The following is a 23,007-nucleotide window of genomic DNA, read 5'->3' on the forward strand; positions in this document are numbered from 1 at the left end:
TATTTAATAAAATAATTTATTACTTTTTATATCTAACTTGTTTTTATATTCACAAAAAAACTCATCTATGTTATCACTTATTATAGATATTCCCTTTTCCAGCTCTTCCATGCTTGGACGAGCTATATTGATTCTAAAGAATCTATCATCTACTAGATTATCAAAAAAATAAGTTCCTGGAAGCATTGATACACCTCTATTTAACATAAAACTTGTAAATGCTTGAGATGTATATCCTCTTGGTAATTCTAAAAAAAAGTTTATTCCTCCACAAGATTTTCTAACTTTTAATTTACCACTCAATTGGTCATTAATCAAGCTTTTTGCCAATTTGTACTTATCAGTATATATATTCTCTATATAACTCAAATAATTTTTCCAATCAAAATTATTCATATAGTAATACATTGATTTTTGAATTAAACCCGGTGTTGATATATCTGATGAATATTTAGCCCATAAAACTTTTTTTAACAATTCATTTGGCATTTCTACAATTCCTATCCTAAGACCTGGCATAAGTATTTTTGAAAAGCTCTTTATATACACTACTCTATTTTTATCATCATAACTTCTAACTGTTCTATTATCTTTTGACTCAAAAACAAAATCACTTATAAAATCATCTTCTATTATATAAAAATCATGTTCTTCTGCCAATTCTATTAACTTCTTTTTTTTATACGTTGAGTAAGATATTCCGGTTGGATTTTGAAAATTAGGCATAATATATATAAGTCTTGGTTTTATTTTTTCCAACTTTAATTTTAAAATACCTATATCAATTCCATCATCTAACATAGGTATAGATATTATTTTTGCACCTCTACTTTTAAACACTTCAATTGCTCCATTGTAAGAAGGTTCTTCCATAAAAACAACGTCTGAATAACTTATAAGCCCTTTACAAACTATATCTATACCTTGTTGAGCACCTGATATTATTTGAATATTTTCCTTAGTAGTTTTTATATTTCCATCACTTAGATACTCTACCATCTTGTCTCTTAATTCTTCAGAGCCAAGACCTTCATCATAATCAAATATTGAACTACCATCTTTAGATAATGCCATATTTACAGCATTTTTAAATGAATCGATAGGAAACATATCATTAGATGGATTTCCATTGTCAAAATGAATTAAATCTTCTCTTTGTACAATAATCTTATTTTTACTGTTATCTATACTATTTTTATAAGAATTTGAACTCGATACAAAAGTTCCACTTCCTACAATTTTATATACATATCCTTCATTTTCTAAAAGCTCATATACCTTAACTATAGTAGTATTATTTACTTGTAAAAAATTTGATAGTTTTCTTATTGGAGGCAGTTTTTCATGTTCAACTAACTCTTTATTTATTATCAGTTCTTTTATATGATTAAATATCTGTATATATTTAGTTAACTTTTTCTCACTTAAATCTATTCTGTATCTTTCCACATTTATCACCGCTCATTGTATTTATATTTTATTGATGCTTTCATACATATTTGATATTATTTAGTATGTATATATAATACCAAAATTTTTATAAAAAGGGGAAATATTTATGTTTTAAGACTATCACATGCATTCAAGTTTCTCTACTGACGGAAAATCTACAATTGAAGAAATGATAAAAGTATATCCTTCAAATGTATAAAGACTTGGGAGGAGAAATCATAACTACAGGCTCAGATTCACATCATATAAGTCAAATTGCGTATGAGTTTGACTACATATATTCATTACTAAAAAATATGGGATTTAAATATGTATTTAAATTTAATAAATTAAAACCAGAATTTATAAAATTATAAATTTTTACACCTCCTTGTGAATATATTTAAAAGATAAGGAGGTGATTTTTTTGAAAGTACCTTATTTAGTACTATCAACAGTTATTTTATTTATATCCAATTTTGTTGTAAGAATATTTGGTTTTTTATATAAAATATTCTTATCAAGAGCATTAGGCGAAACAGGTCTAGGTATTTATCATATGATTTTTAACTTTTTGATGATTTGCTTAGCCGTTACAACAACAGGTATACCTACTGCACTTAGTTGTTTAGTTGCAAAGAGAAAAGCTTTAAACGATAAACACAATACTAATGCTTTATTTATATCAACTTTATATATATCATTCTTCGTAGCACTAGCTATATCTATAGTTGCATCTTTCAATAGTTCTTTTTTATCACTTAAGTTTTTAAAAGATGCTAAATTAAACCTATTTATACTAGCAGTTTGTCCTGCTATAGTTATAATAACTCTTTCAAATGTACTAAGAGGATATTACTATGGTATAAAGAATGTAAAAATCCCTGCTATTGGACAAATTATTGAACAAATCGGTAAAATATTATTTGTTTTTTTACTTGTTATGTATATAAATAATAAATCTATGAATTGTTATATTGCCCTGTTAGGTATATCGATTGGTGAATTGAGCAATATCATATTTATGCTTATCTGCTTGTGGCGAGATTCATCATTTGACAATAGGTATATTATAAGCATAAAAGATTTTTATAATTCTTCTATCGAAACATTAAAAATGTCCATTCCCATAACTTGTAATAGAATGTCAAACATACTTTTGCAATCTATAAGTTCTATGATGATACCATCAAGATTAGCATTATCAGGAATGACTTATCAGCAATCCTTAAGTATGTATGGTATCGTCAGTGGAATGGTAATGCCTTTTATATTTTTACCTTTTACTGTTGGTTCAGCGCTTATTGTAAACTTAATACCTACTATTTCACAGGAAATAGCTCTAAGAAAACGTAAAAGCGTTATAAAAAAAATCAAATACTCTATACTTCTAACTTCATTTGTAGGTATACTATCATCAATATTTTTTTATTTCTTTGGAAAAGATTTGTGTATACTAGTATTTAAAAATACACTTGCTGGAGAATATCTAAAAGCTATGTTTTTAGTTCCACTATTTATGTCACTAAATCAAACTCTATCTGGCATTTTACATTCAATAAGAAAAGAATTAGCTTCAAGTATAAATACTATTGTTGGTATGCTAATTCAACTAGTAGCTTTATATGTATTTCTTCCTGTCCCAGGGCTTAATATTTATGCATATATATACACAATAACAATAGTATCAATATTTACTTCTCTATTACATACTATAGTACTTTTTAAATCACTAAAATCTATACGTTAGGTATAAAAACGTGAAGGCTAACAATGTAAATTATCTACTTTGGTAGCCTTCCTTAGATGATTTTTATTTATAATTTAAACTATTTATATATCTACCTATCTATCTGTGGCAACTTGGCTTACCACTTCCATGATTAGGTCCACATTGCGAAAAATCACATACTTTAGCGAAAGTATCAACAAGTCTTGGTTGGATTGGATTTGGTGATGCTAAAACTACTATTTGCTCACTTATTAATGTGCTAACTGTTTCTTGTAAGCAAAGTACTAAATCTATATCATTTGGTATTATTAATTCATGGAAAGGTTCACAACATTCATTACATTCTAATTTTAATATAGATTTTCCTATACAATCTACAGTTAAGTTAGTTTGGTATTCTTGTCTTAAAGTAACAGCTCTTCCGTCAGCTGGCAAGCATATTGGTGCTGAAAGTGTGTTAAAAGTAAATTCTACATAATCAACTCTCTTCTTAGATCCACCTCCTGCTCTGACTGCTGGGAAAGCTAATGCAACGAATTCTGTACATCCACATCTACCTCTTAGTTCTAATACTAAATTACGAACTGCTACAGTTAATCCTCTTTGTTTATAAGCTACTGATTTGCCTTTTCCTTGTCTACAGCATTCAGCGTTTCTTTCTCCACATACTGCATATTCAAAAGTTGTTTCACAGTTTCTTCCTACTATATCTCCCAATGGGTCTAAGTCAAAATCTTCTAAAGTCGTCATTCCTGTATCTATAACGATTCCATCATTACTTAAGCATATTTTGTCTATAGTTACACTTGCTCGACCTGCACTTGGAACTGAACCAAATACTTCTACTACTTCTGTTTCAAAAGTTAATGGCTCTCCATTTGGACCAGTTGCATCTGTAAATGTTTGGAATTGCATAGTATCAAATATTCTATTAGCCTCTATTGCAAATGGAACTGCATTTGATACAGAGAAATTTCTTGGAGATATAGGATTACAGCATTCTGGTCCACATTTGTTTTCAAAACATTCATCTGAATCCATTTGACATGGTTCGCAATCACATTTACAACTGTCATGGCATTCAAACTTGTCATCACATGGATTAGGTTTACATGGGTTGCATGGCTTGCAATCATCATGACAATCACACTTATTATCAGTATTACATCCATTATGATGGTGTGATTTTTTAAACCCTCTCATGTCCTCTGAATTTATTTCATCTGTATACACTTCTTCACTCATTGTAGACATTGGCTGATTTATCATTCTTCTTTTATTTTTTTTATAATCTTGCATTTTTCATTGCCCTCCCTGTAAGCGATTCTTATTAAGTCTTTGGCTTTTTGAAGCCTAATTAATACTATGCTCTTATAATCTTAATTGTTACTTGCTTTTTAAATTTATCAATAATTAGGTATATTTAGTAGAAAAATGCATTTTAATAAAAAAAGTACTACTATTTTAAATAGTAGCACTTTTTTTGTCCCGAAACACCGGTGGCTAAGTAAATTCACACCCTAGGCACTCCCAGGTGGGTGACTTGCTAGTAACCTTTAACGTCCAAAATCAACCAGGCATGTTATAATTTACCAGACACGGTCTCCCGTATTTCATTTGTAGGTTGAATTTAAAAAAGCCTTATCGTATGTTTCAGGATATATTATTATTATATAATAAATTTTGAAATTTTTAAAGTGGTTTTATATAGTAATTGAGATAATCTTATTCTATCATTACTTTTTCTTCCTTTTTTCTTTATGTATTTAGTTAATTATCGCTTTTTCTTAACTCTAGTTTTAGTATTTTTTTCATTATAATTATGTTTAGGTTCTTGCTCATTAATATTGTATAGTTCTTCATCATACACTATTTCTTCGTCATTTTCGATATTTTCATAGTCTACGTTCTTATCTTCTACCAATTCATCTTCATTATCATCTATTTCACCTTCATCTGTTAACTCTTCCTCATCATAATCCAATTCTTCGTCTTCATAATCTAATTCCTCATCTTCATAATTGTCTTCATCATCATTATCATCACCTCTTAGGAGACTTCCTAGCAATTTGAGATTATTCATACTGCCAAGATTGTTTATATTTGCCAAAGAACTTAGACTAAATCCACCTTCTCCAAAGTCATCTGGTAAAAATAATTCTGCAAATAAATCTATCTTCTTTTTCATTCCTATAGCTTTTTCAACTGAATTTTTTCTTTTTTCTGGGAATATATCTATAATTTCCTTTATCATCATATTCTTTTTATCATCACTATCCATTTTTCTAAAAAAATCTGTTTCATCTTCTATATCTACCACGTCTATATTATTTAATTTTTTTATTCCTCTAACCAAATCTAAAACACTCTCTATTTTTATTAGTATTTTTCTTTCATCTCTTGACATGTATTTTTTAGTTCTTGTTATTATTTCCATTCCCATTTCTAAATCTTCTTCACTTAAATCCATAAGCCTTAAACCTCTTTTTATGTCATTTGCATCAAACCTTAAATTGCCATGTATAGACTGTGATAGTTTATCATTTGCATTTTTTTTGTTTTTTCTAACTCTATTATTTCCTTTTGATTTATTTTTATCATCAAATATAGAGATATTACCATTACTCAATGCAATCACTCCAATCAAAAATAGTAAGTTATTCAAGACAATTCCCCCTTATATTATATAATTGCCCTATATTAAAGTATGTTTTTCATATTTTAATGTTCCATTTTTAAAGCTCAGTGCATATATATTATCTATAAGAATTTTTATTTATATTATATATCACTTACAATTCACCACTTCAATATTGTTTCTATATATAAATAGTATGAATATAATTCAATATATATTTATAGAAAGGGGTTTTTTTATGAAAAAATTAGATGCAGAGTCATTAGAAAAAATGGCTAAACAAAAAAATATTGATAAGGATAAGATAGAAAAGATGGCTGATAATTACAAAGGAAAGTCAGAAAGTGAACTTATGGAGGAACTTATAAAAATAGGCAAGAACTTAGATGGAAAAGATGAAGTAGTATCAAAGTTCAAAGCATTTTTGGATGAAAATCAACGCAAAAAATTGGATACCATAATGGAAAAAATATCAGATGCAGAAACTCAAAGAGATACTAAACCATCTAAAACGAAGAAGGTTAAACCTACTAAAGGTAAGTCAAATTCACCTGCACCAAAAAATACACCAAGTGGTCAACAAAAAAAATCTAAAGGCTTATTTAAGAAAACTAAAAAGTCTAATCCTCATGAATAGATAAAAAACGAACTATTTAGATAATTAGACAATTATTTTTTAGCTAAGCTATTCTTAAATTTTATATTATTGACATAAAAAATGGGAGTGTCTCAAAATGAACTTTTTAGTTCATGAGACACTCTTTTTTGTATGAAATCAAATATATTTTCATCATTTCATCAACGAAAAAAAGGCTTATCTCTATTTTGAGACAGCCTCATTGATTTTATTAGTTTTATTTTCTTCTTTCTATAACACTTTCTCTATCCACAATTCTATAAGGTAATTCTATTTTCTTATTTTCAATTAATTCCTTATTTATTAACTTTATAACCATTCTTATTGCTACTGCTCCCATATCGTATAAAGGTTGATATACTGTAGTAAGTTTAGGTCTATACATTCTAGCTATCTTAACATCATTAAATCCTGCAACCGATATATCCTCTGGAACTTTATATCCAGCATCACATATAGCATTTATAGCACCTATAGCAGCCTCATCACCTGTTACAAAAGCTGCATGAGGTATTATTCCATCATCTAACAATTCTTTCATGCTATTGTATCCACTTTCATAATCAGTTCCACCATACTTAATTAAACTCTTGTCTAATTCTATATTGTTATTTGAAAGTGCTTTCTCATAACCAGAAAGTCTTTCCATTTCTAAAACAGTATCGTCTTTACTAGTCATTATAAAGGCTATCTTTTCATGACCTTTCTTTATAAGATGTTCTGTCATATCAAAAGTAGCTTCTTTATTACTGGTACTTACTGTATATATATCATAATTTCTAGCAGTTTTACTTATATAGGTTGCTGGTATTCCACAATTTTGTATATAGTTGATGTGGTCTTGTTCAACTACCCACGAAATCATAACTATACCTTCCACTTGTTTTGCTCTCAATAGATTTATACTCTTAAGTTCTTGCTCTTTATCAGAGTATGTATTTGCTAAAAGAATATCATAATCATACATTTTAGCAACTTCTTCTATTCCATTTAACACCTCATTAACAAAAGAATCTGAAACTTCTGGAACTATTACCCCTATTAATTGACTCTTCTTAGTTACTAAGCTTCTAGCAAGCGGATTTGGTATATATCCAGTCTCTTTTATAACCTCTAAAACTTTTTGTTTGACTTCATCAGTTACAGGTTTTGAATCATTTATAACTCTAGATACAGTAGATATTGACACGCCTGCTTGTTTAGCAACATCTTTTATCGTTATATTACCTTTCATCTTCATCCTCCTTATTTTACTAAATTTATCTAAAACTGAACCAAATTCTTGAAGGTTCCTATTTTAACTACATTTATATGAGTTTTTATTTTACCATAAAAACAGTTACACTTAAATACATTATATTTTATATTATACCCTATATTCAACAAATTTAATAATATTCATTTTTAATTTAAATTATATTAAAAAATAAAATAAAAAAATGCTGGTATAAAATACCAGCATTTTTCCATTCTAATGATTTCAGTATTAGCAGCCGCAGCCTCCGTCACCATCAAAGAATCCACCACATGAACAAGTTATTAGTAATAATATTAAGAAAGGTATCCATGACATTATATCAATGTCTCTCCAGCAATCTTCAAAAGCCAAGAATAGGAAGAATAGTACTATTATCCACCATCCTCCTCCTCCAAAACATCCTTCTTCTCCAAAGAATCTATCTAACATAACAAAGCCCTCCTTTTTTTAATAACTGCACTCTTATTCTAAGCATCCACCACAGCAGCAAAGTATTAATAAAACTATTAGGAATGGTATCCATGCCATTATGTCAAATTCTGCCCAGCTATCTCCAAAAGCTAAGAATAGGAAGAATAGTACTATTATCCACCATCCTCCTCCTCCAAAACATCCTTCTTCTCCAAAGAATCTATCTAACATTCTACGTTACCTCCTGTTGATATTTTGTTGAGCTTTTCGCTCCTAACATATACTATGCATTTGGTTTCCATTTTGCTAATGTATTTTTATTATTTTTTTAATTTTTTCTTATCCTAAAAAAGTAAAGTTTGTACATTCATACAGACTATAAGTATAGTAAACAACCACTTGACAGAATATTTTATTTATAATGAAGTATTAAATTTCTAATCTAAACTAAAAAAGGCAAAACCATAACTTGTATAAGTTACTGGCTTTGCCTATTTAATAATCAATATTTTTTAGCAACAACAACCATCATCGAAGTTAAATAACAACAATACTATTAGTATAACCCATATCCATATATTGTCATCGCATAATAAGTCTTCTAAAATGTCTGTACATAATAATAAGAATACTATAACTATTATTATCAACATTTTATTACCAAAAAATCCTTCGCATCCTCCAAAGAAACGTTCCATATTGTCTTCTAATTTTGTCATAACTAATCCTCCTTGAATCATTAAGAGACTAAGTTTTGTCTCTTTAATTAAATATATGTAGTAATAGACAGATAAGTTACTTCTAAAAAGTTTTTATTGATTAGTTTATTTATTTCTTTTTCACCAAGTTTATTGTATCTATCAACTTCATCTAGATAATCTTTTTTCTCTTCTGATATAGTATAGATTAAACTTTCTATTGATTTTACTTTGTATTCTTTATATCTTTCTATCAAGAAGGATGTTTTTGAGTTTTCTATCCCTTTCTTTACATGCATTAGTCTTGATATGTAATCTTCTTTTTCATTAGATACATAACTCTCCTTTTCAGCTACATCTTCAAGGATTAAATTAGTCTCCATTACATAGTCCTCTACACGTTGCATATCTAAAGTTATTGAATTATAATAAAAATTTACTGCTATAAGTAAAAACATTCCTACTGAAGTTAGTAATAGTCCTACATATTTCATAGCATTTCCTCCTAAGTTATATTTGTTATCAATAAAGTTTATTCATCAAATAATACTTTATTACTACCTTTATAAAATTTTATTATTTTTTATAGATTCCTTATTGAAAAATTCTCAATATTATATTAAACTAACATTAAAATTAATTAAAACTGCTTTAGGAGGCTTAAAATGTTTGAAAAAATAAAAGAAATAATAGCAGAACAATTAGGGGTAGACAATTTAGATGAGATAACTATGGAGGCATCTTTAATGGATGACTTAGAAGCTGATTCATTAGATGCTGTTGAAATTATAATGGCCCTTGAAGATGAATTTGGAATAGAAATACCAGACGAGGAAGCTGAGAATTTTAAATGTATTGGTGATATATGTAAATATGTCGAAGAAAGTAAATAATATTGTTTTGTCTACAAATATAAATAGTCTGTGTAAACTTCCACATAATAATTTATATCGAAGTTCACGCAGACTACATTACATTTATTTACAATATATAGAAAATATATATTCTTATATTTAATTTATATAGCAAGTATATAAATTGCCTAAATCAAAATTACTTTTCTTCATAAAATGTTACATTCTTTATTACTATATCTACAGTCCCATCTTGATTTTGTTTTACAGTATACTTCATTGGGTCTTCAAAATCAGTTAGGTTTCCTTTTATGTCAAAACCATTATCTGTTTTTATACTTCTTTTTTTAAGTTTTTTCTCAACCCATTTTTTATCTATACTAAAACTTTCATCAAGACCTTTTTCTTCCATATGCTCTTTAAAGCTATCTTTTAACTCATCATCTTTAATTGAATTATCAACAAAGTCATTTATATCAACTTCATGTTTTTCCTTTAGTGTGTAATTTAATATACTTCTTACATCTTCAGCTTGCTTTATATCATTACTAAGAGCATTGGTTATCCAGTTTTCAGCTGTATTTTTAAATACTTTTGTCTTATACTTATCATCATCTATTTTTTTAGCATTTAAAAATTCTGTCACAAACTTTGATTCTGACCCTTCTTTTTCAGCATCCTTATCTAAAAGTCTTAGGTGAAACTCATCATTTATACCACTTAGACTAATCAAAGCTCCTTGCTTTTGTCTTAGAGTCTCTGGAATACCAATCTCATTTGAAACCATTTGAATATTAAATTTATCATCTACAAATTCAATTGAATGAGTGTACAACTTTTTATAATCTAATTTCAGTATAGCTACACTCTTTTCATCTTTAATAGTATATAAACAAATTGCTAAATCACAAGATTCTAATGCAGCATTGATTTTCATAACATCAAATAAATAGGATGCAATTTCTTTAGAGTTTTTCAAAAAAGAACTTTCATCATATATTATTTGTTCACAGCAGTTTTTAATTAAATTATTATTATAATCTTTAAAAATAGCCTTTCTTAAGTCCTCATCCTTCGAAATTCTTTTTATAGACTTCTGGAAAAAGCCATCTACTTCTTGATTGACTCTACCTTCAAAGTCGTTTAGTATTGGAACATCACTATTTTTGTCCAAAACATGTATTATAAACTTATGTATTATCATATATATCACCCCATTATCTTAATTTCGATATTAGTTCTTTCATATCCTCTGGTATATCTGCTTTAAATTTCAATTTTTCTTTTGTTCTTGGTTGCTCAAACTCCAGCTTGTATGCATGGAGTGCTTGCCTATTTATAAGCTCTTCATCTACACAGCCATATAACTCATCACCTATTATTCCATGACCTATATGAGCCATATGAACCCTTATTTGATGTGTTCTACCAGTTTCTAAACTTACTTCTAGTACCGTTGCATTTTTTAATCTTTCTAATACTTTATAATGAGTAACAGATGCCTGTCCTCTTTCATCTATTATCCTCTTTATTGAATCTTCTGTAGGTCTATAAATTGGCTCATCTATAGTTCCTTCATCTTCTTCTATAATTCCTTCAACTACTGTTATATACGTTTTTTCAACTTTGTTTTCGCTCATTGCTGTAGACATAGTATGATGTGCATAAGCATTTTTTGCTACTATAATAAGCCCTGAAGTATTCATATCTAACCTATTTACAAATCGTATTTTCACATTTTCTTTTTTGTTATCTATATAGTAACTAATACCATTTGCTATTGTTTTATTATAGTGACTTTTTGTTGGGTGAACTACCATAAATGGAGGTTTATTCACCATAATTATGTCAAAATCATCATATATTATTTGTAAATTTAAATCTTGAGACTCAAAATTGGCTTTTTCCTCTTCTATTTTTACCTCTATTAAATCACCACAATATACTTTTGAGCTTGGCTTTTTATACACTCCATTTACTAAGACACTCTTTTCTCTCTTCATTTTTGATAATGACCTAACTGAGAAATTTAGTTTGTCCAATAAAACTTCTTTTAAAGTCATTTCTTCTTCATTTGTATACGATATAAGATTATATCTTTGATTTTCTTTTTTAAACAAACTTTTACCTACTTTCTTTTATCTTTCTACTTTCTTTTATATCTTCAAAATCATGATATTATATATTTTACACTATTTTTGTTTAATAGATAATAGTTATTTTTAACTATAAAAACCTGTAAGAATAACAAACAGTTATCCTTACAGGTTAAATTCATGATTAAATATTTAATTTAAAAAAATTATAATTTAAAACTATCTTTTAACTATTAAAGTAGTTCCCATTCCACCACCTATACAAAGTGTAGCTAAACCAGTTTTAGCATCTCTTCTCTTCATCTCATATAAAAGTGTAGTAAGTATTCTTGCTCCTGAGCATCCTATTGGATGTCCTATAGCTATTGCTCCACCATTAACATTAACTTTAGCCATATCTATATTTAAATCTTTTATCACTGCTATAGACTGAGCAGCAAATGCTTCATTAGCTTCAACTAAATCTATATCCTCAATAGTCATATTAGCAGCTTCTAGAGCTTTCTTAGTTGCTGGAACTGGTCCATATCCCATTATTTTAGGGTCAACACCAGCTGTTCCATAAGAAACTATAGTTGCAAGAGGCTCTATTCCTAGCTCTTCAGCTTTTTCCTTAGCCATTACTACTAACATAGCAGCACCATCATTGATTCCTGATGCATTACCAGCAGTAACTGTTCCATCTTTCTTGAATGCTGGTCTTAATTTAGCAAGTTTCTCCATTGTAGTACCAGCTTTAATATATTCATCTTTATCTACTACAGTGTCACCTTTTCTTCCTTTTATAACAACAGGAACTATTTCTTCATCAAATTTTCCTTCAGCTTGAGCTTTTTCAGCTTTATTTTGACTTGCAAGAGCTAATTCATCTTGTTCTTCTCTAGTTATGTTCCATTGCTCTGCTATATTTTCAGCAGTAACACCCATATGATAGTTATTGAATATGTCTGATAATCCATCTTTTATCATTGAATCAACAAAAGCAACATCACCCATTCTCGCACCATATCTAGCACTTGGTACTAAATAAGGAGACATACTCATATTTTCAGCTCCACCAACTAGCATTATATCAGCATCCCCTAATGCTATAAGTTGAGATGCCATTGAAACAGATCTTAATCCAGAACCACAAAGTATATTTATAGTCATAGCTGGTTTTTCTACTGGTATCCCTGCTCCTAATGCTATTTGTCTTGCTATATTTTGTCCAAGACCTGCTGTAAGTACTCCACCTACAAGTGATTCATCTATAATATCAGGAGTTATATTAGCTCTTTTTATAGCTTCTTTAGCTGCTGTTATCCCTAATTCTACTGCTGAAACTGATTTAAATGCTCCCCCGAAACTTCCTACTGCTGTTCTAGCTGCACTGGCAATTACTACTTCTCTCATATTTATTACCTCCATTAAATTAGATTTTTATCAGATTTTTGAGATTGTTTTTTTTAAACAATATTAGTTAAATTTTACATATCAAATTCTTATTTATTATAGTCATAGAATCCTATTTTAGTTTTTCTTCCTAATTGATTAGCTCTAACCATTTTAGCTAAAAGTGGGTGAGGTCTATATTTAGTATCTCCAAATTCAGTATATAGAACGTTCATTATAGCTAAAACAACATCTAATCCTATTAAATCACCTAATGCTAATGGTCCCATTGGATGGTTTGCACCTAATTTCATAGCTTCATCTATTTCTTCCTTACTTGCAACACCATCTGCATATATACCAACAGCTTCATTTATCATAGGTACAAGTATTCTGTTTACTACAAATCCAGGAGATTCAGATACATCTACTGGTACTTTATTGATACTCTTAGATAATTCAAATACTGTATCAAAAGTAACTTTTGACGTTAACTGACCACTTATAACCTCAACTAATTTCATCATAGGAACTGGATTGAAGAAATGCATTCCTATAACTTTATCTGCTCTCTTAGTAGAAGAAGCTATTTCTGTTATAGATAATGATGAAGTATTTGTTGCTAAAATAGTATCATCTTTACATATTTCATCTAATAACTTGAAAACATCTTTCTTTATGTTCATATCTTCTACAGATGCTTCTATGATTAAATCCATATCTTTTAAATCTTCATAATTAGTAGTTGAGCTAACATGACTTAATATTTCCGCTTTTGTAGCTTCATCCATTTTTCCTTTAGTAACTAACTTAGTTAAATTTTTATCTAATAAAGCTAAACATTTATCTATAGCACCTTGAGTTCTACTCTTTAAGCATACATCATGACCACAACTTGCAAAAGTTTGTACAATACCAATTCCCATAGTTCCACTACCTATTACAGCTAATTTCATAGTTATAACCTCCTGTTATTTTAGTATTTATATTCTGTTAACTAGATTAGAATATCTTAATCTAGTTAACAGCAAATATATTTTTAATTAGATTGTTTACCCTTTTATAAAGTTAGCTTCTCTTTTTTCAACGAAAGCTGACATTCCTTCTTTTTGGTCTTTAGTTGAAAAACAAAGACCGAATAAATTAGATTCTATATCTATTCCAGTATTTATATCAGTTTGAGCACCAAGTTGTATTGCTTCTTTAGAGTATCTAACTGCAAGCTGAGCATTTTTAGCTATTATCTTAGCTAGTTTCTCAACTTCTTCTATCAAAACTTCTGGCTCAACAACTCTATTTACTAAACCTATTCTTTCAGCTTCATCAGCTTTTATAACTTTACCTGTAAAGATTAATTCTTTTGCCTTTGCCATTCCAACCAATCTTGTAAGTCTTTGAGTTCCCCCATATCCTGGAGTTATTCCAAGGGTTACTTCTGGTTGACCAAATTTAGCTTTAGCAGATGCAATTCTTATATCACACGCCATTGCAAGTTCGCATCCTCCACCTAAAGCAAACCCATTTACAGCAGCTATTACTACTTTTTTACTACTTTCTATTTCTCCAAAAGCTTTAGCTCCTAAGCTACTAAAATCTTTAGCAGCCACAGCATCTAAATCCTTCATGTATGCAATATCTGCTCCAGCTACAAACGCTTTTCCTTCCCCTGTCAATATTACAACATCAATAGCTTCATCATTGTTAATATCTACAAATACTTCATAAAGTTCTTCTAAAGTCTTTGAATTTATTGCATTAAGGGCTTTAGGTCTATTCATTTTCACTGTACATATATTTCCATCTACTTCAACAGCTACATTCTCATAAACTTTAACATCACTTGTACTCATAATACCCTCCCCAAGAAATTAGTTAGCTAAAACTTCACCTTTTTCTTTTGCAACACTTAACTGACTGATAAGTTCTGGAAGTACCTTATGAACGTCTCCAACTATACCAACATCAGCATATTTAAATATTGGGGCTTCTGGATTTTTATTTATAGCAACTATAAACTCAGCATCTTCCATACCAGCTATATGTTGTATTGCCCCAGATATACCACATGCTATATAAAGGTCTGGTCTTACAGTTTTACCAGTTTGACCAACTTGTCTTGCTTTATCTAACCATCCTGCATCTATAGTGGCACGAGATCCAGAAACTTCTCCACCTATAATTTCAGCTAATTCATAAAGTATATCTAAGTTTTCTTTTCCACCCATTCCACGTCCAGCAGAAACTAATATCTTAGCATCTTCTATTTTAACTTGTTTTTTAGCCTCTTTTATCACTTTTACAACTTGAACTAGTTTGTCAGCCTCATTAAATTCTACCTTAAAACGATTGATTACAGCTTCTTTAGTTTCATCAGGCTCATTTTTCTTCATAACTCCTGGTCTAACTGTAGACATTTGAGGTCTGAAGTCTTTACAAACTATTGTTGCCATTATATTTCCACCAAAGGCAGGTCTTGTCATTAATAATAACTTTGTATCTTCAGCTACTGCAAGACCTGTACAGTCAGCAGTAAGACCTGTATGTATTCTTGCAGAAACTCTAGGTGCTAAATCTCTACCTATTGAAGTTGCACCAAATAGTACAACTATTGGGTCAGCTGCTTTTATTGCTTCATAAGCTGCTTTTGTATATGGTTCAGTTGTATACACTGCTAAAGCTTCATCATCTACTACTATTACTTCATCTGCACCATAATGCGCTAATGTATCTATTAAACCTTCTACCTTACTACCTAAAAGTAATGCAGAAACTTTTGTATCATAATCTTTGGCTATTTCTGTAGCCTTTCCTAGTAATTCTAAAGAAACGGTTTGAATTACATTTTCTCTTTGTTCTATTACTACTAAAACGTTACCCATTCTTTATCCCCCCTTAAATTATATGATGTACTTCTCTTTTAATTTATCTATGATAATTCCAGCTGATGTTTTCGCATCTTCGTTATATATTGTACCAGCTGGTTTAACTGATTTTGTAAATGATTTAAATACACTAGTTGGAGAACCTTTAAGACCTAAATTAGAAGGGTCAACTTCTATATCTTTTACAGTCCATGTTTCTACTACATCATTTTCGAAAGCATCATATATTCTTCCAACTTTCATGTATCTTGGTGTGTTCATATCTTTAAGAGTTGTTATAAGGCATGGCATTTTAACTTTTAAGTCATGACAACAATCTTCAAATTGTCTTTTTACTAATACATATTCACCTTCAGTTTTTATTTCTTCAGCATATGTTATTGATGGAAGATTTAAATGTTCAGCTATTTGAGGTCCAACTTGTGCAGTATCACCATCAATAGCCTGTCTTCCAGCTATTATAATATCAAAATCTATATTTTTTAATGCTCCTGCTAATGCTGATGAAGTTGCCCAAGTATCAGCACCTGCAAATGCTCTATCTGTTAATAATATTGCTCTATCTGCACCCATTGCTAAAGCTTCTTTTAAAGCCATATCTGCTTGAGGAGGTCCCATTGTTATTACTGTTATATGAGCACCCATTTCTTCTTTTAATTTTATAGATTCCTCTAAACCTGCTTTATCATCAGGGTTTATTATACTTGGTACTCCATCTCTAATTAAAGTACCTGTATTAGGATCTAGTTTAACTTCTGTTGTATCTGGAACTTGTTTTATACAAACGACTATATTCATAAATCCTTCCTCCATATCTATTTTAATATCGACCTATTGCGTATATTTTAGTATTTATCTATTTTAATAATTTTCCTGAAATAACCATTCTTTGAACTTCACTAGTTCCTTCATATATTTCAGTTATTTTAGCATCTCTCATCATTCTTTCTACTGGATAATCACGAGTATATCCATATCCACCATGAAGTTGTACAGCTTTTGTAGTAACTTCCATAGCTGTCTCAGCTGCAAATAGTTTTGCCATTGCTGCTTCCACTCCATAAGGTTTTCCTAAGTCTTTATTTATAGCTGCTTGATATACAAGATGTCTAGCCGCTTGTACTTTAACTTCCATATCAGCTAATTGGAATTGTGTATTTTGGAATTTTGATAGTGGTCTACCAAACTGCACTCTCTCTTTTACATATTTAACTGTTTCATCAATAGCACCTTGTGCTAAACCTAAAGCTTGTGCTGCTATACCAATTCTACCACCATCAAGAGTAGACATTGCTATCTTAAATCCTTGACCTTCTTTTCCAAGTAAATTTTCTTTAGGTATTCTACAATCTTCAAATATTAACTCACTAGTAGCTGAACCTCTTATACCCATTTTCTTTTCTTTAACACCAAAGCTAAATCCAGGAGTTCCTTTTTCAACTATAAATGCTGATATTCCTTTGTTACCCTTAGATTTATCAGTCATTGCCATTACTACATATATGTCACCAGCTATTGCATTTGTTATAAATATTTTTGAGCCATTAAGTATGTATTCATCTCCATCTAAAACAGCAGTTGTTTGTTGACCAGACGCATCTGTACCAGCATTAGGCTCAGTAAGACCAAATGCGCCTAATTTTTCTCCACTTGCTAATGGTCTTAAGAATTTTTGTTTTTGTTCTTCATTACCATATTGATATATAGGCCATGAACCAAGAGATGTATGAGCTGATAAGATAACACCTGTAGTACCACAAACTCTAGACAATTCTTCAACTGCCATTATGTACCCTACTGTGTCTCCACCTTCTCCACCATATTCTTTTGGATACGGTATACCCATCATTCCTGCTTTTGCCATCTTTTCCACTGTTTCATAAGGAAATCTTTCTTCTTCATCAAGTTCTGTTGCTAAAGGTTTAACTTCATTTTCAGCGAAGCTTACATATAACTCTTTAAGCATCTGATATTTTTTAGAATTTAAATCCATAATAGCCTCCTCAGTATTTTATAAATATTTTATTTTCATTTATTAATTAAAATCTCGGCAACATCTATAATAAGGTATTTGAATATACGTCGAGAAATTTATAACCCTAATCAAAGTCCGCTCTATAATTTATATGTGATTATACTCACCAATTATGACATTAATTTAATTACAAATTGTTAATTTAAAATCAACTATAATTAAAAAAAATCTCGCTTTTTGGAATTTTATGAAATTTAAAGTTAGAATAAGATTTCTTTCACAATGGTTATAGAAAAAATAATTTGTTTACTATATTTATATTAGGATTTGTTAGATAGTAAACATTGTGTATATAGCTGTTTTTTAGCTATATACAGAAATTTTTTATTGTATAAAAATTATTTTAATAGAGCTAAACAATCATATTTTTATCTGATTATTTTTTATTTTGAAATATCTTACATTTATAATAGTATCACTCAAAGGATAATTTTTCAATAACTTCTAATTATTTTTTTAACAATATTTATTACATTTTTTCCATTTTTTTGTCATTTTTTTATTGTTTCGAAAAAAAATCAGAATTTTTTAACTTCATTTTTGATTATTAGTTTAAATTAAATTTTCCTCTTAGATTTATAAATATTTGCACAAAAAAACTATCTCTGTATAGATTGTATATAGAGATAGTTTTTTACTAATTTCTACTATAGTTTACTATATTTTTTACCAATTTTTACAAACATCTACCCATTTTTCATACTTAGAAAACTTCTCCATTTCTTCACATGTAAGCTCTATTGCAGAATTACTACTTCCACATGCAGGAAACACTGTATCAAATCTCTTCATTGAATCATCTAAATACACTTTTAGAGAATTTTTTAATCCAAATGGACAAACACCACCAATGGCATGTCCAGTAAACTCCAAAACCTCTTCTGGTGTCAGCATTTTAGCCTTACAACTAAATTCAGCCTTATATTTCTTATTATCAATCTTGGCATCACCAGCTGTTACAATTAAAATTGCATCATCTCCTATTTTAAATGAAAGTGTCTTAGCTATTCTTGCTGGAATGACCCCTGCTGCTTCAGCTGCAAGTTCTACAGTAGCACTAGATTGTTCAAATTCTAATATGCTATCTTCTTTTCCAAATTGTTTAAAATACTCTTTTACATTACTTATTGACATTAAATGCACCTCCTAACCTGAATGTTTATAAATTTCATATTATTTAATTATATCTATGATTGATTTGTTTTTCAATTTTTTCAAATCAGTTCATAATATCAGCACTCCATACATCATTATTTTTTCCAACTACCAAATACAAGCCTTTTACCATTGGAATATAGACAACATATTCTCCTTTATATTCAACACTCATACCAGACTCATTAAAGTATCTATAATCAAAATTTAATCCCTTTGGAATTACAAAATCAACATAACCTTGATTGTTTGGTTTTATCCCATATTTTAGAGTTTTTTCAGTTATAGAATTTTTTTCATTAAATAAATCTATATTTACATATGAAGAACATTCGTTTATTCCTTTTTTATTTTCTATACAATTTTCAAACTTCATTTTAGCACTGTTTAACTTATAACTATATTTACTATTATTGCTTATTTTAAACCTTACAATAGTACCAATATCCCCACTTCTTCTGCTATCAAAATCAAAAACAATTTCCTCTAAATGATTTATTTCATAATCTTTGACACTTACCATATCTCTATATACTAATTTATTTATAGCTATGAATAGTGTAAAAATCCCCAAAATAAAAAATGAAACTTTTATAAACTTATTCATTTCTAGTCTCCTTATATTTTGTGCTATTGTGCTATAATATTAATTAAAATTTTAATAATTAAACTTATTCTTTTTTGAAATCCTAATAGAAAAATACATAGATATTATAAAAATTATTATTGTTAAAAATGTCATACTGTATAAATTTATATATTTAGTATTAGCCATATCAGTTACATAATTTGAAAGATATACTCCTCCAATTTTACTATAATTAAAATGCTTTACTTGATATACAGCCATGCTAATCGTCTTTAAAAGACTTCCATATACAAAATAAATTAAAATACTTACTATGAGACCACAAACTTTTATTTTTCCATATCCAAATTTAAAAATTAAAGGAAGTAAGATTGCCAAAATTGCTAAAAATATATTTACAGAAAAAAATACATCATTTAAAACCATATTCCTAAAGAATACTAGTGATGTCAATTTACTCACTAAAGACACAAATGTTGTTACAGAAATTATTAGCCCTGCACCTAATAAATATTTTGAATAAACTATGTCTTCTATACTAACTGGCATACTCCTTATAAAAATCCTTGAATCATTTTCATAATCACACTCAAATGTATTTATAAATATTAAATAACTCACAACAACGCTTACTGTATAATATGAAATTGAATTAAGGAAAAAATAAAACACAAAAAATAGCAATATGTACTTTAAATTACGGATACCATCTGAACTAATCCCTATTATTAAATCTTTCCTTATTAAATTGAACATTATTTCACCTCATTTACATAATAATACATTAGTTCTTCTATAGTAGGATTTTTGACCTTATGCTTATCAATTTCTATTAACAGGCTTTTTACTTTCAAGCTACTTCCAACTTTAACAAGTGCCTCATTATAATATTTATACTCTTTCACACCAACTATGTTTTCTTTAATTGTTTCTAATTCTGCTTTATTTGCTCTAATTAGTTTATATTCTTGTTCTATTAATTCTTTCTTAACCGTAAAAATCTGATTTCCTCTATTTATAAAAACAAGATAATCAGCAATTTTAATTAGATTATCAGTATTATGAGTAGAAATTATTACACTGCTCTTTCCATTTTTCACAAAGTCTTGTAAATACTGCATTATTTCAGTTCTTACAATGGGGTCTATCCCAGCAGTTGGTTCATCCAAAATCAATAACTTAGCATCATGACTAAGTGCAATTGACAACATAAGTTTCTCAGATTGACCTTTAGATAAATCTTTAATATGCATATTTTCCTCTATATCAAACTTATTAAGGTATTCATCAAATATTTTTCTATCAAAATTCTTATAAAATAAAGACACTATTTTTCTAAATTCCTTAACCTTTAAATGTGGATAAAATTGTAAAGAATCATATACAAAACCAATATTATTTTTAAAACTTATTGGAGAATTTTCAATAGTTTCATTACAAAGTTCAATTTCGCCTTCATCTGCATCAATAATCCCCATTATAATTTTTATTAAAGTCGTCTTTCCAGAACCATTTGGTCCTATAATCCCAGCAATATCCCCTTCCTTTAACTCTAGGTTTAGATTACTTAACTTGAATTTTCCTAATTTCTTTGTGATATTCCTTACCTTAAACACATCTTCACCTCTTATGCATTTTTTTATACCCACCTATACATATTTTAACACATTCGCTACAAGCCAGGTCATTTATAAATTTATAAATTAAGAATTATAAAACTATGTTATAATACAAAGTATGAAGAGGTGAATATATGAAAAGAATTATAACTATAAATACAAACCAATTAAATAAGTCCCTTGAGACTAAAGAACTCTTAACTAAAAAACTTATCAATGCTGGCTTTGAAGTGTATTCAGATATTTATCCAGACACAGAACTCATTATATCAATTGGTGGTGATGGCTCTTTTTTAAGAACAGTTAGAGATTTCGATTTTACTGAGATTCCTATAATGGGAATAAATACAGGTCATCTGGGTTTTTTTCCTGATATTTTACCAAATAAGATTGATAGATTTATTGAAGCTTATATAAAGAAAGACTATATTATTCAAGAAATGTCACTTCTTAATGCTGAAGTATATACAACTACTAGTGGCTCCAACATGCTTGCTGTAAATGAGGTTGTTATAAGAGGAGACAAGTCTAGGACTATACATCTAAATTTAAGCCTTGATGATAAACATATACAAAATTTTAGTGGAGATGGTATGATTATTTCTACTTCTACAGGTTCAACCGCCTACAACTATTCTGCTGGAGGTAGTATTGTTGATATAAATCTTGAACTTATGCAGATTACACCTTTACATCCAATAAATACCAACGCATATAGGTGCTTTACATCAAGCATAATATGTTCAAATGAATCTGTTATAAAAATTGCACCAGAATATAGATTTGAAGATTCTGTATTGATTGTCGTTGATGGAGTTGAGCACAGATTTAGACAAATTGAAAATATAAAAGTTAGCATATCTGATGCAAAAATAAAATTACTTAGGATGTCAAACTACGAATTTTGGCATAGAGTATCTGAAAAATTTTTATAGACTGTACTTAGGAGGATTTTTAATATGAAAATAGGAATAATGAGTGATACTCATGGTAGTTTACTTTACTTTGAAAAAGCGTTAAATGTATTATCTGATTGTGATGTTCTATTACATGGTGGGGATGTATTATATCATGGCCCTAGAAATGATATTCCAGAAGGATATAATCCTAAAAAATTTATTGAGACATTAAATAAATTAGAAAACATTGTGATTGTAAAAGGTAACTGCGATGCAGATGTTGACCAGATGGTTATAGAGCATCCTATTCAAAGCCCTTATGTAATGAGCCAATTTGGTGAAATTAGAATTATATTGAATCATGGTTATACAGAATCAGAAGAAGAAATTATTGACAAAGCAAAGAAAATGGGTGCTGACATATTAGTTTTAGGACATACTCATGTAAAAAAGCTATACATGGATGATAGTTTAATAGTAATAAATCCAGGAAGTACTTCTATCCCAAAAGATGGAACCCATTCTGTCGCAATTATAGATATCATAAAAACTGATGATGAAGATGAGCTTGAACTTGATATCAACTTAATTGACATCAATACTGGAAATATAATAAATATTAATGAATAATACATTTTCAACAACAATAAAGTAAACTTAATCTGTTAAATTCATAATAAAAAACAAGTAAACTATGTT

At 28.9% G+C, this 23,007-nt stretch carries 25 protein-coding genes, 1 other RNA gene and 1 pseudogene; 6 read left to right on the forward strand and 21 right to left on the reverse strand.

Going from position 1 to position 23,007, the window contains the following annotated elements; all coding sequences use genetic code 11:
• Window positions 1–3: 3 nt before the first annotated feature.
• Complete coding sequence (locus IR152_RS08155; protein ID WP_227451292.1) at window positions 4–1,449, reverse strand: PLP-dependent aminotransferase family protein; 1,446 nt, start codon at window positions 1,447–1,449, stop codon at window positions 4–6.
• Window positions 1,450–1,628: 179 nt separating this feature from the next.
• Between IR152_RS08155 and IR152_RS08160 the strand changes: the two are divergent.
• Both IR152_RS08160 and IR152_RS08165 read left to right on the forward strand, forming a co-directional pair.
• Window positions 1,629–1,808 (forward strand): annotated as a pseudogene (locus tag IR152_RS08160) (phosphatase); the annotation flags it as partial.
• A 50-nt stretch (window positions 1,809–1,858) separates the two neighbouring features.
• The gene (locus IR152_RS08165; protein WP_227451294.1) at window positions 1,859–3,181 is read left to right on the forward strand and encodes a polysaccharide biosynthesis protein; all 1,323 of its coding nucleotides are present in this window, start codon (window positions 1,859–1,861) and stop codon (window positions 3,179–3,181) included.
• A gap of 99 nt (window positions 3,182–3,280) precedes the next feature.
• On the opposite strand, the gene IR152_RS08170 is transcribed toward IR152_RS08165, so the two are convergent.
• From IR152_RS08170 to IR152_RS08180, 3 genes are all read right to left on the reverse strand, one after another.
• Window positions 3,281–4,462: a hypothetical protein gene (locus tag IR152_RS08170; RefSeq protein ID WP_227451295.1), complete on the reverse strand. Its 1,182-nt coding sequence runs from the start codon at window positions 4,460–4,462 to the stop codon at window positions 3,281–3,283.
• 182 nt (window positions 4,463–4,644) lie between these two features.
• Window positions 4,645–4,826: non-coding RNA, 6S RNA (gene ssrS, locus IR152_RS08175), on the reverse strand.
• A gap of 111 nt (window positions 4,827–4,937) precedes the next feature.
• Window positions 4,938–5,828, reverse strand: a complete 891-nt coding sequence (locus IR152_RS08180; protein WP_227451296.1) for a hypothetical protein — start codon at window positions 5,826–5,828, stop codon at window positions 4,938–4,940.
• A gap of 211 nt (window positions 5,829–6,039) precedes the next feature.
• Between IR152_RS08180 and IR152_RS08185 the strand changes: the two genes are divergently transcribed.
• A complete protein-coding gene (locus IR152_RS08185) occupies window positions 6,040–6,438 on the forward strand; it encodes a hypothetical protein (protein ID WP_227451298.1) in 399 nt (132 codons plus the stop codon).
• Window positions 6,439–6,655: 217 nt separating this feature from the next.
• On the opposite strand, the gene ccpA is transcribed toward IR152_RS08185, so the two are convergent.
• The 5 genes from ccpA to IR152_RS08210 form a co-directional block, all read right to left on the reverse strand.
• Complete coding sequence (ccpA, locus tag IR152_RS08190) at window positions 6,656–7,678, reverse strand: LacI family transcriptional regulator CcpA (protein ID WP_413927482.1); 1,023 nt, start codon at window positions 7,676–7,678, stop codon at window positions 6,656–6,658.
• A 246-nt stretch (window positions 7,679–7,924) separates the two neighbouring features.
• Window positions 7,925–8,125 carry a hypothetical protein gene (locus IR152_RS08195; protein WP_054273107.1) on the reverse strand — a complete coding sequence of 67 codons (201 nt, stop codon included), beginning with the start codon at window positions 8,123–8,125 and terminating at the stop codon, window positions 7,925–7,927.
• A gap of 33 nt (window positions 8,126–8,158) precedes the next feature.
• Window positions 8,159–8,338, reverse strand: coding sequence for a hypothetical protein (locus tag IR152_RS08200; RefSeq protein ID WP_003418911.1), 180 nt, complete (start codon window positions 8,336–8,338; stop codon window positions 8,159–8,161).
• Between the two features lie 281 nt (window positions 8,339–8,619).
• Complete coding sequence (locus IR152_RS08205; RefSeq protein WP_009888870.1) at window positions 8,620–8,826, reverse strand: hypothetical protein; 207 nt, start codon at window positions 8,824–8,826, stop codon at window positions 8,620–8,622.
• Window positions 8,827–8,873: 47 nt separating this feature from the next.
• Window positions 8,874–9,299, reverse strand: a complete 426-nt coding sequence (locus tag IR152_RS08210) for a hypothetical protein (RefSeq protein WP_227451300.1) — start codon at window positions 9,297–9,299, stop codon at window positions 8,874–8,876.
• Window positions 9,300–9,470: 171 nt separating this feature from the next.
• Here IR152_RS08210 and acpP point away from each other — a divergent pair, with 171 nt between their 5' ends.
• Entirely contained in the window at window positions 9,471–9,698 is a 228-nt protein-coding gene (gene acpP / locus IR152_RS08215) for an acyl carrier protein (protein ID WP_227451301.1), read from the forward strand.
• A gap of 160 nt (window positions 9,699–9,858) precedes the next feature.
• On the opposite strand, the gene IR152_RS08220 is transcribed toward acpP, so the two are convergent.
• The 12 genes from IR152_RS08220 to IR152_RS08275 form a co-directional block, all read right to left on the reverse strand.
• A complete protein-coding gene (locus IR152_RS08220; protein WP_227451302.1) occupies window positions 9,859–10,863 on the reverse strand; it encodes a nucleoid-associated protein in 1,005 nt (334 codons plus the stop codon).
• Between the two features lie 13 nt (window positions 10,864–10,876).
• Window positions 10,877–11,779: an RluA family pseudouridine synthase gene (locus tag IR152_RS08225; protein WP_227451304.1), complete on the reverse strand. Its 903-nt coding sequence runs from the start codon at window positions 11,777–11,779 to the stop codon at window positions 10,877–10,879.
• 195 nt (window positions 11,780–11,974) lie between these two features.
• Window positions 11,975–13,150, reverse strand: coding sequence for an acetyl-CoA C-acetyltransferase (locus IR152_RS08230; RefSeq protein WP_227451305.1), 1,176 nt, complete (start codon window positions 13,148–13,150; stop codon window positions 11,975–11,977).
• Window positions 13,151–13,239: 89 nt separating this feature from the next.
• Window positions 13,240–14,085: a 3-hydroxybutyryl-CoA dehydrogenase gene (locus tag IR152_RS08235; RefSeq protein WP_227451306.1), complete on the reverse strand. Its 846-nt coding sequence runs from the start codon at window positions 14,083–14,085 to the stop codon at window positions 13,240–13,242.
• Window positions 14,086–14,181: 96 nt separating this feature from the next.
• On the reverse strand, window positions 14,182–14,979 hold the full coding sequence (locus IR152_RS08240; protein WP_227451307.1) for an enoyl-CoA hydratase-related protein: 798 nt from the start codon (window positions 14,977–14,979) through the stop codon (window positions 14,182–14,184).
• A gap of 18 nt (window positions 14,980–14,997) precedes the next feature.
• Entirely contained in the window at window positions 14,998–16,008 is a 1,011-nt protein-coding gene (locus IR152_RS08245) for an electron transfer flavoprotein subunit alpha/FixB family protein (protein WP_227451308.1), read from the reverse strand.
• 18 nt (window positions 16,009–16,026) lie between these two features.
• The gene (locus IR152_RS08250; protein ID WP_227451310.1) at window positions 16,027–16,809 is read right to left on the reverse strand and encodes an electron transfer flavoprotein subunit beta/FixA family protein; all 783 of its coding nucleotides are present in this window, start codon (window positions 16,807–16,809) and stop codon (window positions 16,027–16,029) included.
• Between the two features lie 58 nt (window positions 16,810–16,867).
• Window positions 16,868–18,004 carry an acyl-CoA dehydrogenase gene (locus tag IR152_RS08255; protein ID WP_227451311.1) on the reverse strand — a complete coding sequence of 379 codons (1,137 nt, stop codon included), beginning with the start codon at window positions 18,002–18,004 and terminating at the stop codon, window positions 16,868–16,870.
• A 708-nt stretch (window positions 18,005–18,712) separates the two neighbouring features.
• A complete protein-coding gene (locus IR152_RS08260; RefSeq protein WP_227451312.1) occupies window positions 18,713–19,180 on the reverse strand; it encodes a YbaK/EbsC family protein in 468 nt (155 codons plus the stop codon).
• Between the two features lie 85 nt (window positions 19,181–19,265).
• On the reverse strand, window positions 19,266–19,808 hold the full coding sequence (locus tag IR152_RS08265; RefSeq protein WP_227451313.1) for a hypothetical protein: 543 nt from the start codon (window positions 19,806–19,808) through the stop codon (window positions 19,266–19,268).
• Window positions 19,809–19,859: 51 nt separating this feature from the next.
• On the reverse strand, window positions 19,860–20,546 hold the full coding sequence (locus IR152_RS08270; RefSeq protein WP_227451314.1) for an ABC-2 transporter permease: 687 nt from the start codon (window positions 20,544–20,546) through the stop codon (window positions 19,860–19,862).
• Entirely contained in the window at window positions 20,546–21,406 is an 861-nt protein-coding gene (locus IR152_RS08275; RefSeq protein ID WP_227451333.1) for an ABC transporter ATP-binding protein, read from the reverse strand. Before IR152_RS08275 ends, IR152_RS08270 begins: the two co-directional genes overlap by 1 nt.
• Before the next feature lie 137 nt (window positions 21,407–21,543).
• On the opposite strand from IR152_RS08275, the gene IR152_RS08280 reads away from it, so the two are divergent.
• Window positions 21,544–22,344, forward strand: coding sequence for an NAD(+)/NADH kinase (locus tag IR152_RS08280; protein WP_227451316.1), 801 nt, complete (start codon window positions 21,544–21,546; stop codon window positions 22,342–22,344).
• A 24-nt stretch (window positions 22,345–22,368) separates the two neighbouring features.
• The gene (yfcE, locus tag IR152_RS08285) at window positions 22,369–22,938 is read left to right on the forward strand and encodes a phosphodiesterase (RefSeq protein ID WP_227451317.1); all 570 of its coding nucleotides are present in this window, start codon (window positions 22,369–22,371) and stop codon (window positions 22,936–22,938) included.
• Window positions 22,939–23,007: the final 69 nt, after the last annotated feature.

The sequence above is a fragment of the Clostridioides sp. ES-S-0108-01 genome (assembly GCF_020662285.1).
Taxonomy (GTDB): domain Bacteria; phylum Bacillota; class Clostridia; order Peptostreptococcales; family Peptostreptococcaceae; genus Clostridioides.

Excerpts from the sequence above, each read along its gene's own strand:
- IR152_RS08170 (WP_227451295.1), bottom strand. The coding sequence starts at position 4,462 with ATGCAAGATTATAAAAAAAATAAAAGAAGAATGATAAATCAGCCAATG.
- IR152_RS08230 (WP_227451305.1), bottom strand. The coding sequence starts at position 13,150 with ATGAGAGAAGTAGTAATTGCCAGTGCAGCTAGAACAGCAGTAGGAAGT.
- yfcE (WP_227451317.1), top strand. The coding sequence starts at position 22,369 with ATGAAAATAGGAATAATGAGTGATACTCATGGTAGTTTACTTTACTTT.
- IR152_RS08245 (WP_227451308.1), bottom strand. The coding sequence starts at position 16,008 with ATGGGTAACGTTTTAGTAGTAATAGAACAAAGAGAAAATGTAATTCAA.
- IR152_RS08205 (WP_009888870.1), bottom strand. The coding sequence starts at position 8,826 with ATGACAAAATTAGAAGACAATATGGAACGTTTCTTTGGAGGATGCGAA.
- IR152_RS08220 (WP_227451302.1), bottom strand. The coding sequence starts at position 10,863 with ATGATAATACATAAGTTTATAATACATGTTTTGGACAAAAATAGTGAT.
- IR152_RS08210 (WP_227451300.1), bottom strand. The coding sequence starts at position 9,299 with ATGAAATATGTAGGACTATTACTAACTTCAGTAGGAATGTTTTTACTT.
- IR152_RS08200 (WP_003418911.1), bottom strand. The coding sequence starts at position 8,338 with ATGTTAGATAGATTCTTTGGAGAAGAAGGATGTTTTGGAGGAGGAGGA.
- IR152_RS08270 (WP_227451314.1), bottom strand. The coding sequence starts at position 20,546 with ATGTTCAATTTAATAAGGAAAGATTTAATAATAGGGATTAGTTCAGAT.
- IR152_RS08260 (WP_227451312.1), bottom strand. The coding sequence starts at position 19,180 with ATGTCAATAAGTAATGTAAAAGAGTATTTTAAACAATTTGGAAAAGAA.
- acpP (WP_227451301.1), top strand. The coding sequence starts at position 9,471 with ATGTTTGAAAAAATAAAAGAAATAATAGCAGAACAATTAGGGGTAGAC.
- IR152_RS08235 (WP_227451306.1), bottom strand. The coding sequence starts at position 14,085 with ATGAAATTAGCTGTAATAGGTAGTGGAACTATGGGAATTGGTATTGTA.
- IR152_RS08265 (WP_227451313.1), bottom strand. The coding sequence starts at position 19,808 with ATGAATAAGTTTATAAAAGTTTCATTTTTTATTTTGGGGATTTTTACA.
- IR152_RS08280 (WP_227451316.1), top strand. The coding sequence starts at position 21,544 with ATGAAAAGAATTATAACTATAAATACAAACCAATTAAATAAGTCCCTT.
- IR152_RS08240 (WP_227451307.1), bottom strand. The coding sequence starts at position 14,979 with ATGAGTACAAGTGATGTTAAAGTTTATGAGAATGTAGCTGTTGAAGTA.
- IR152_RS08250 (WP_227451310.1), bottom strand. The coding sequence starts at position 16,809 with ATGAATATAGTCGTTTGTATAAAACAAGTTCCAGATACAACAGAAGTT.
- ccpA (WP_413927482.1), bottom strand. The coding sequence starts at position 7,678 with ATGAAGATGAAAGGTAATATAACGATAAAAGATGTTGCTAAACAAGCA.
- IR152_RS08185 (WP_227451298.1), top strand. The coding sequence starts at position 6,040 with ATGAAAAAATTAGATGCAGAGTCATTAGAAAAAATGGCTAAACAAAAA.
- IR152_RS08255 (WP_227451311.1), bottom strand. The coding sequence starts at position 18,004 with ATGGATTTAAATTCTAAAAAATATCAGATGCTTAAAGAGTTATATGTA.
- IR152_RS08195 (WP_054273107.1), bottom strand. The coding sequence starts at position 8,125 with ATGTTAGATAGATTCTTTGGAGAAGAAGGATGTTTTGGAGGAGGAGGA.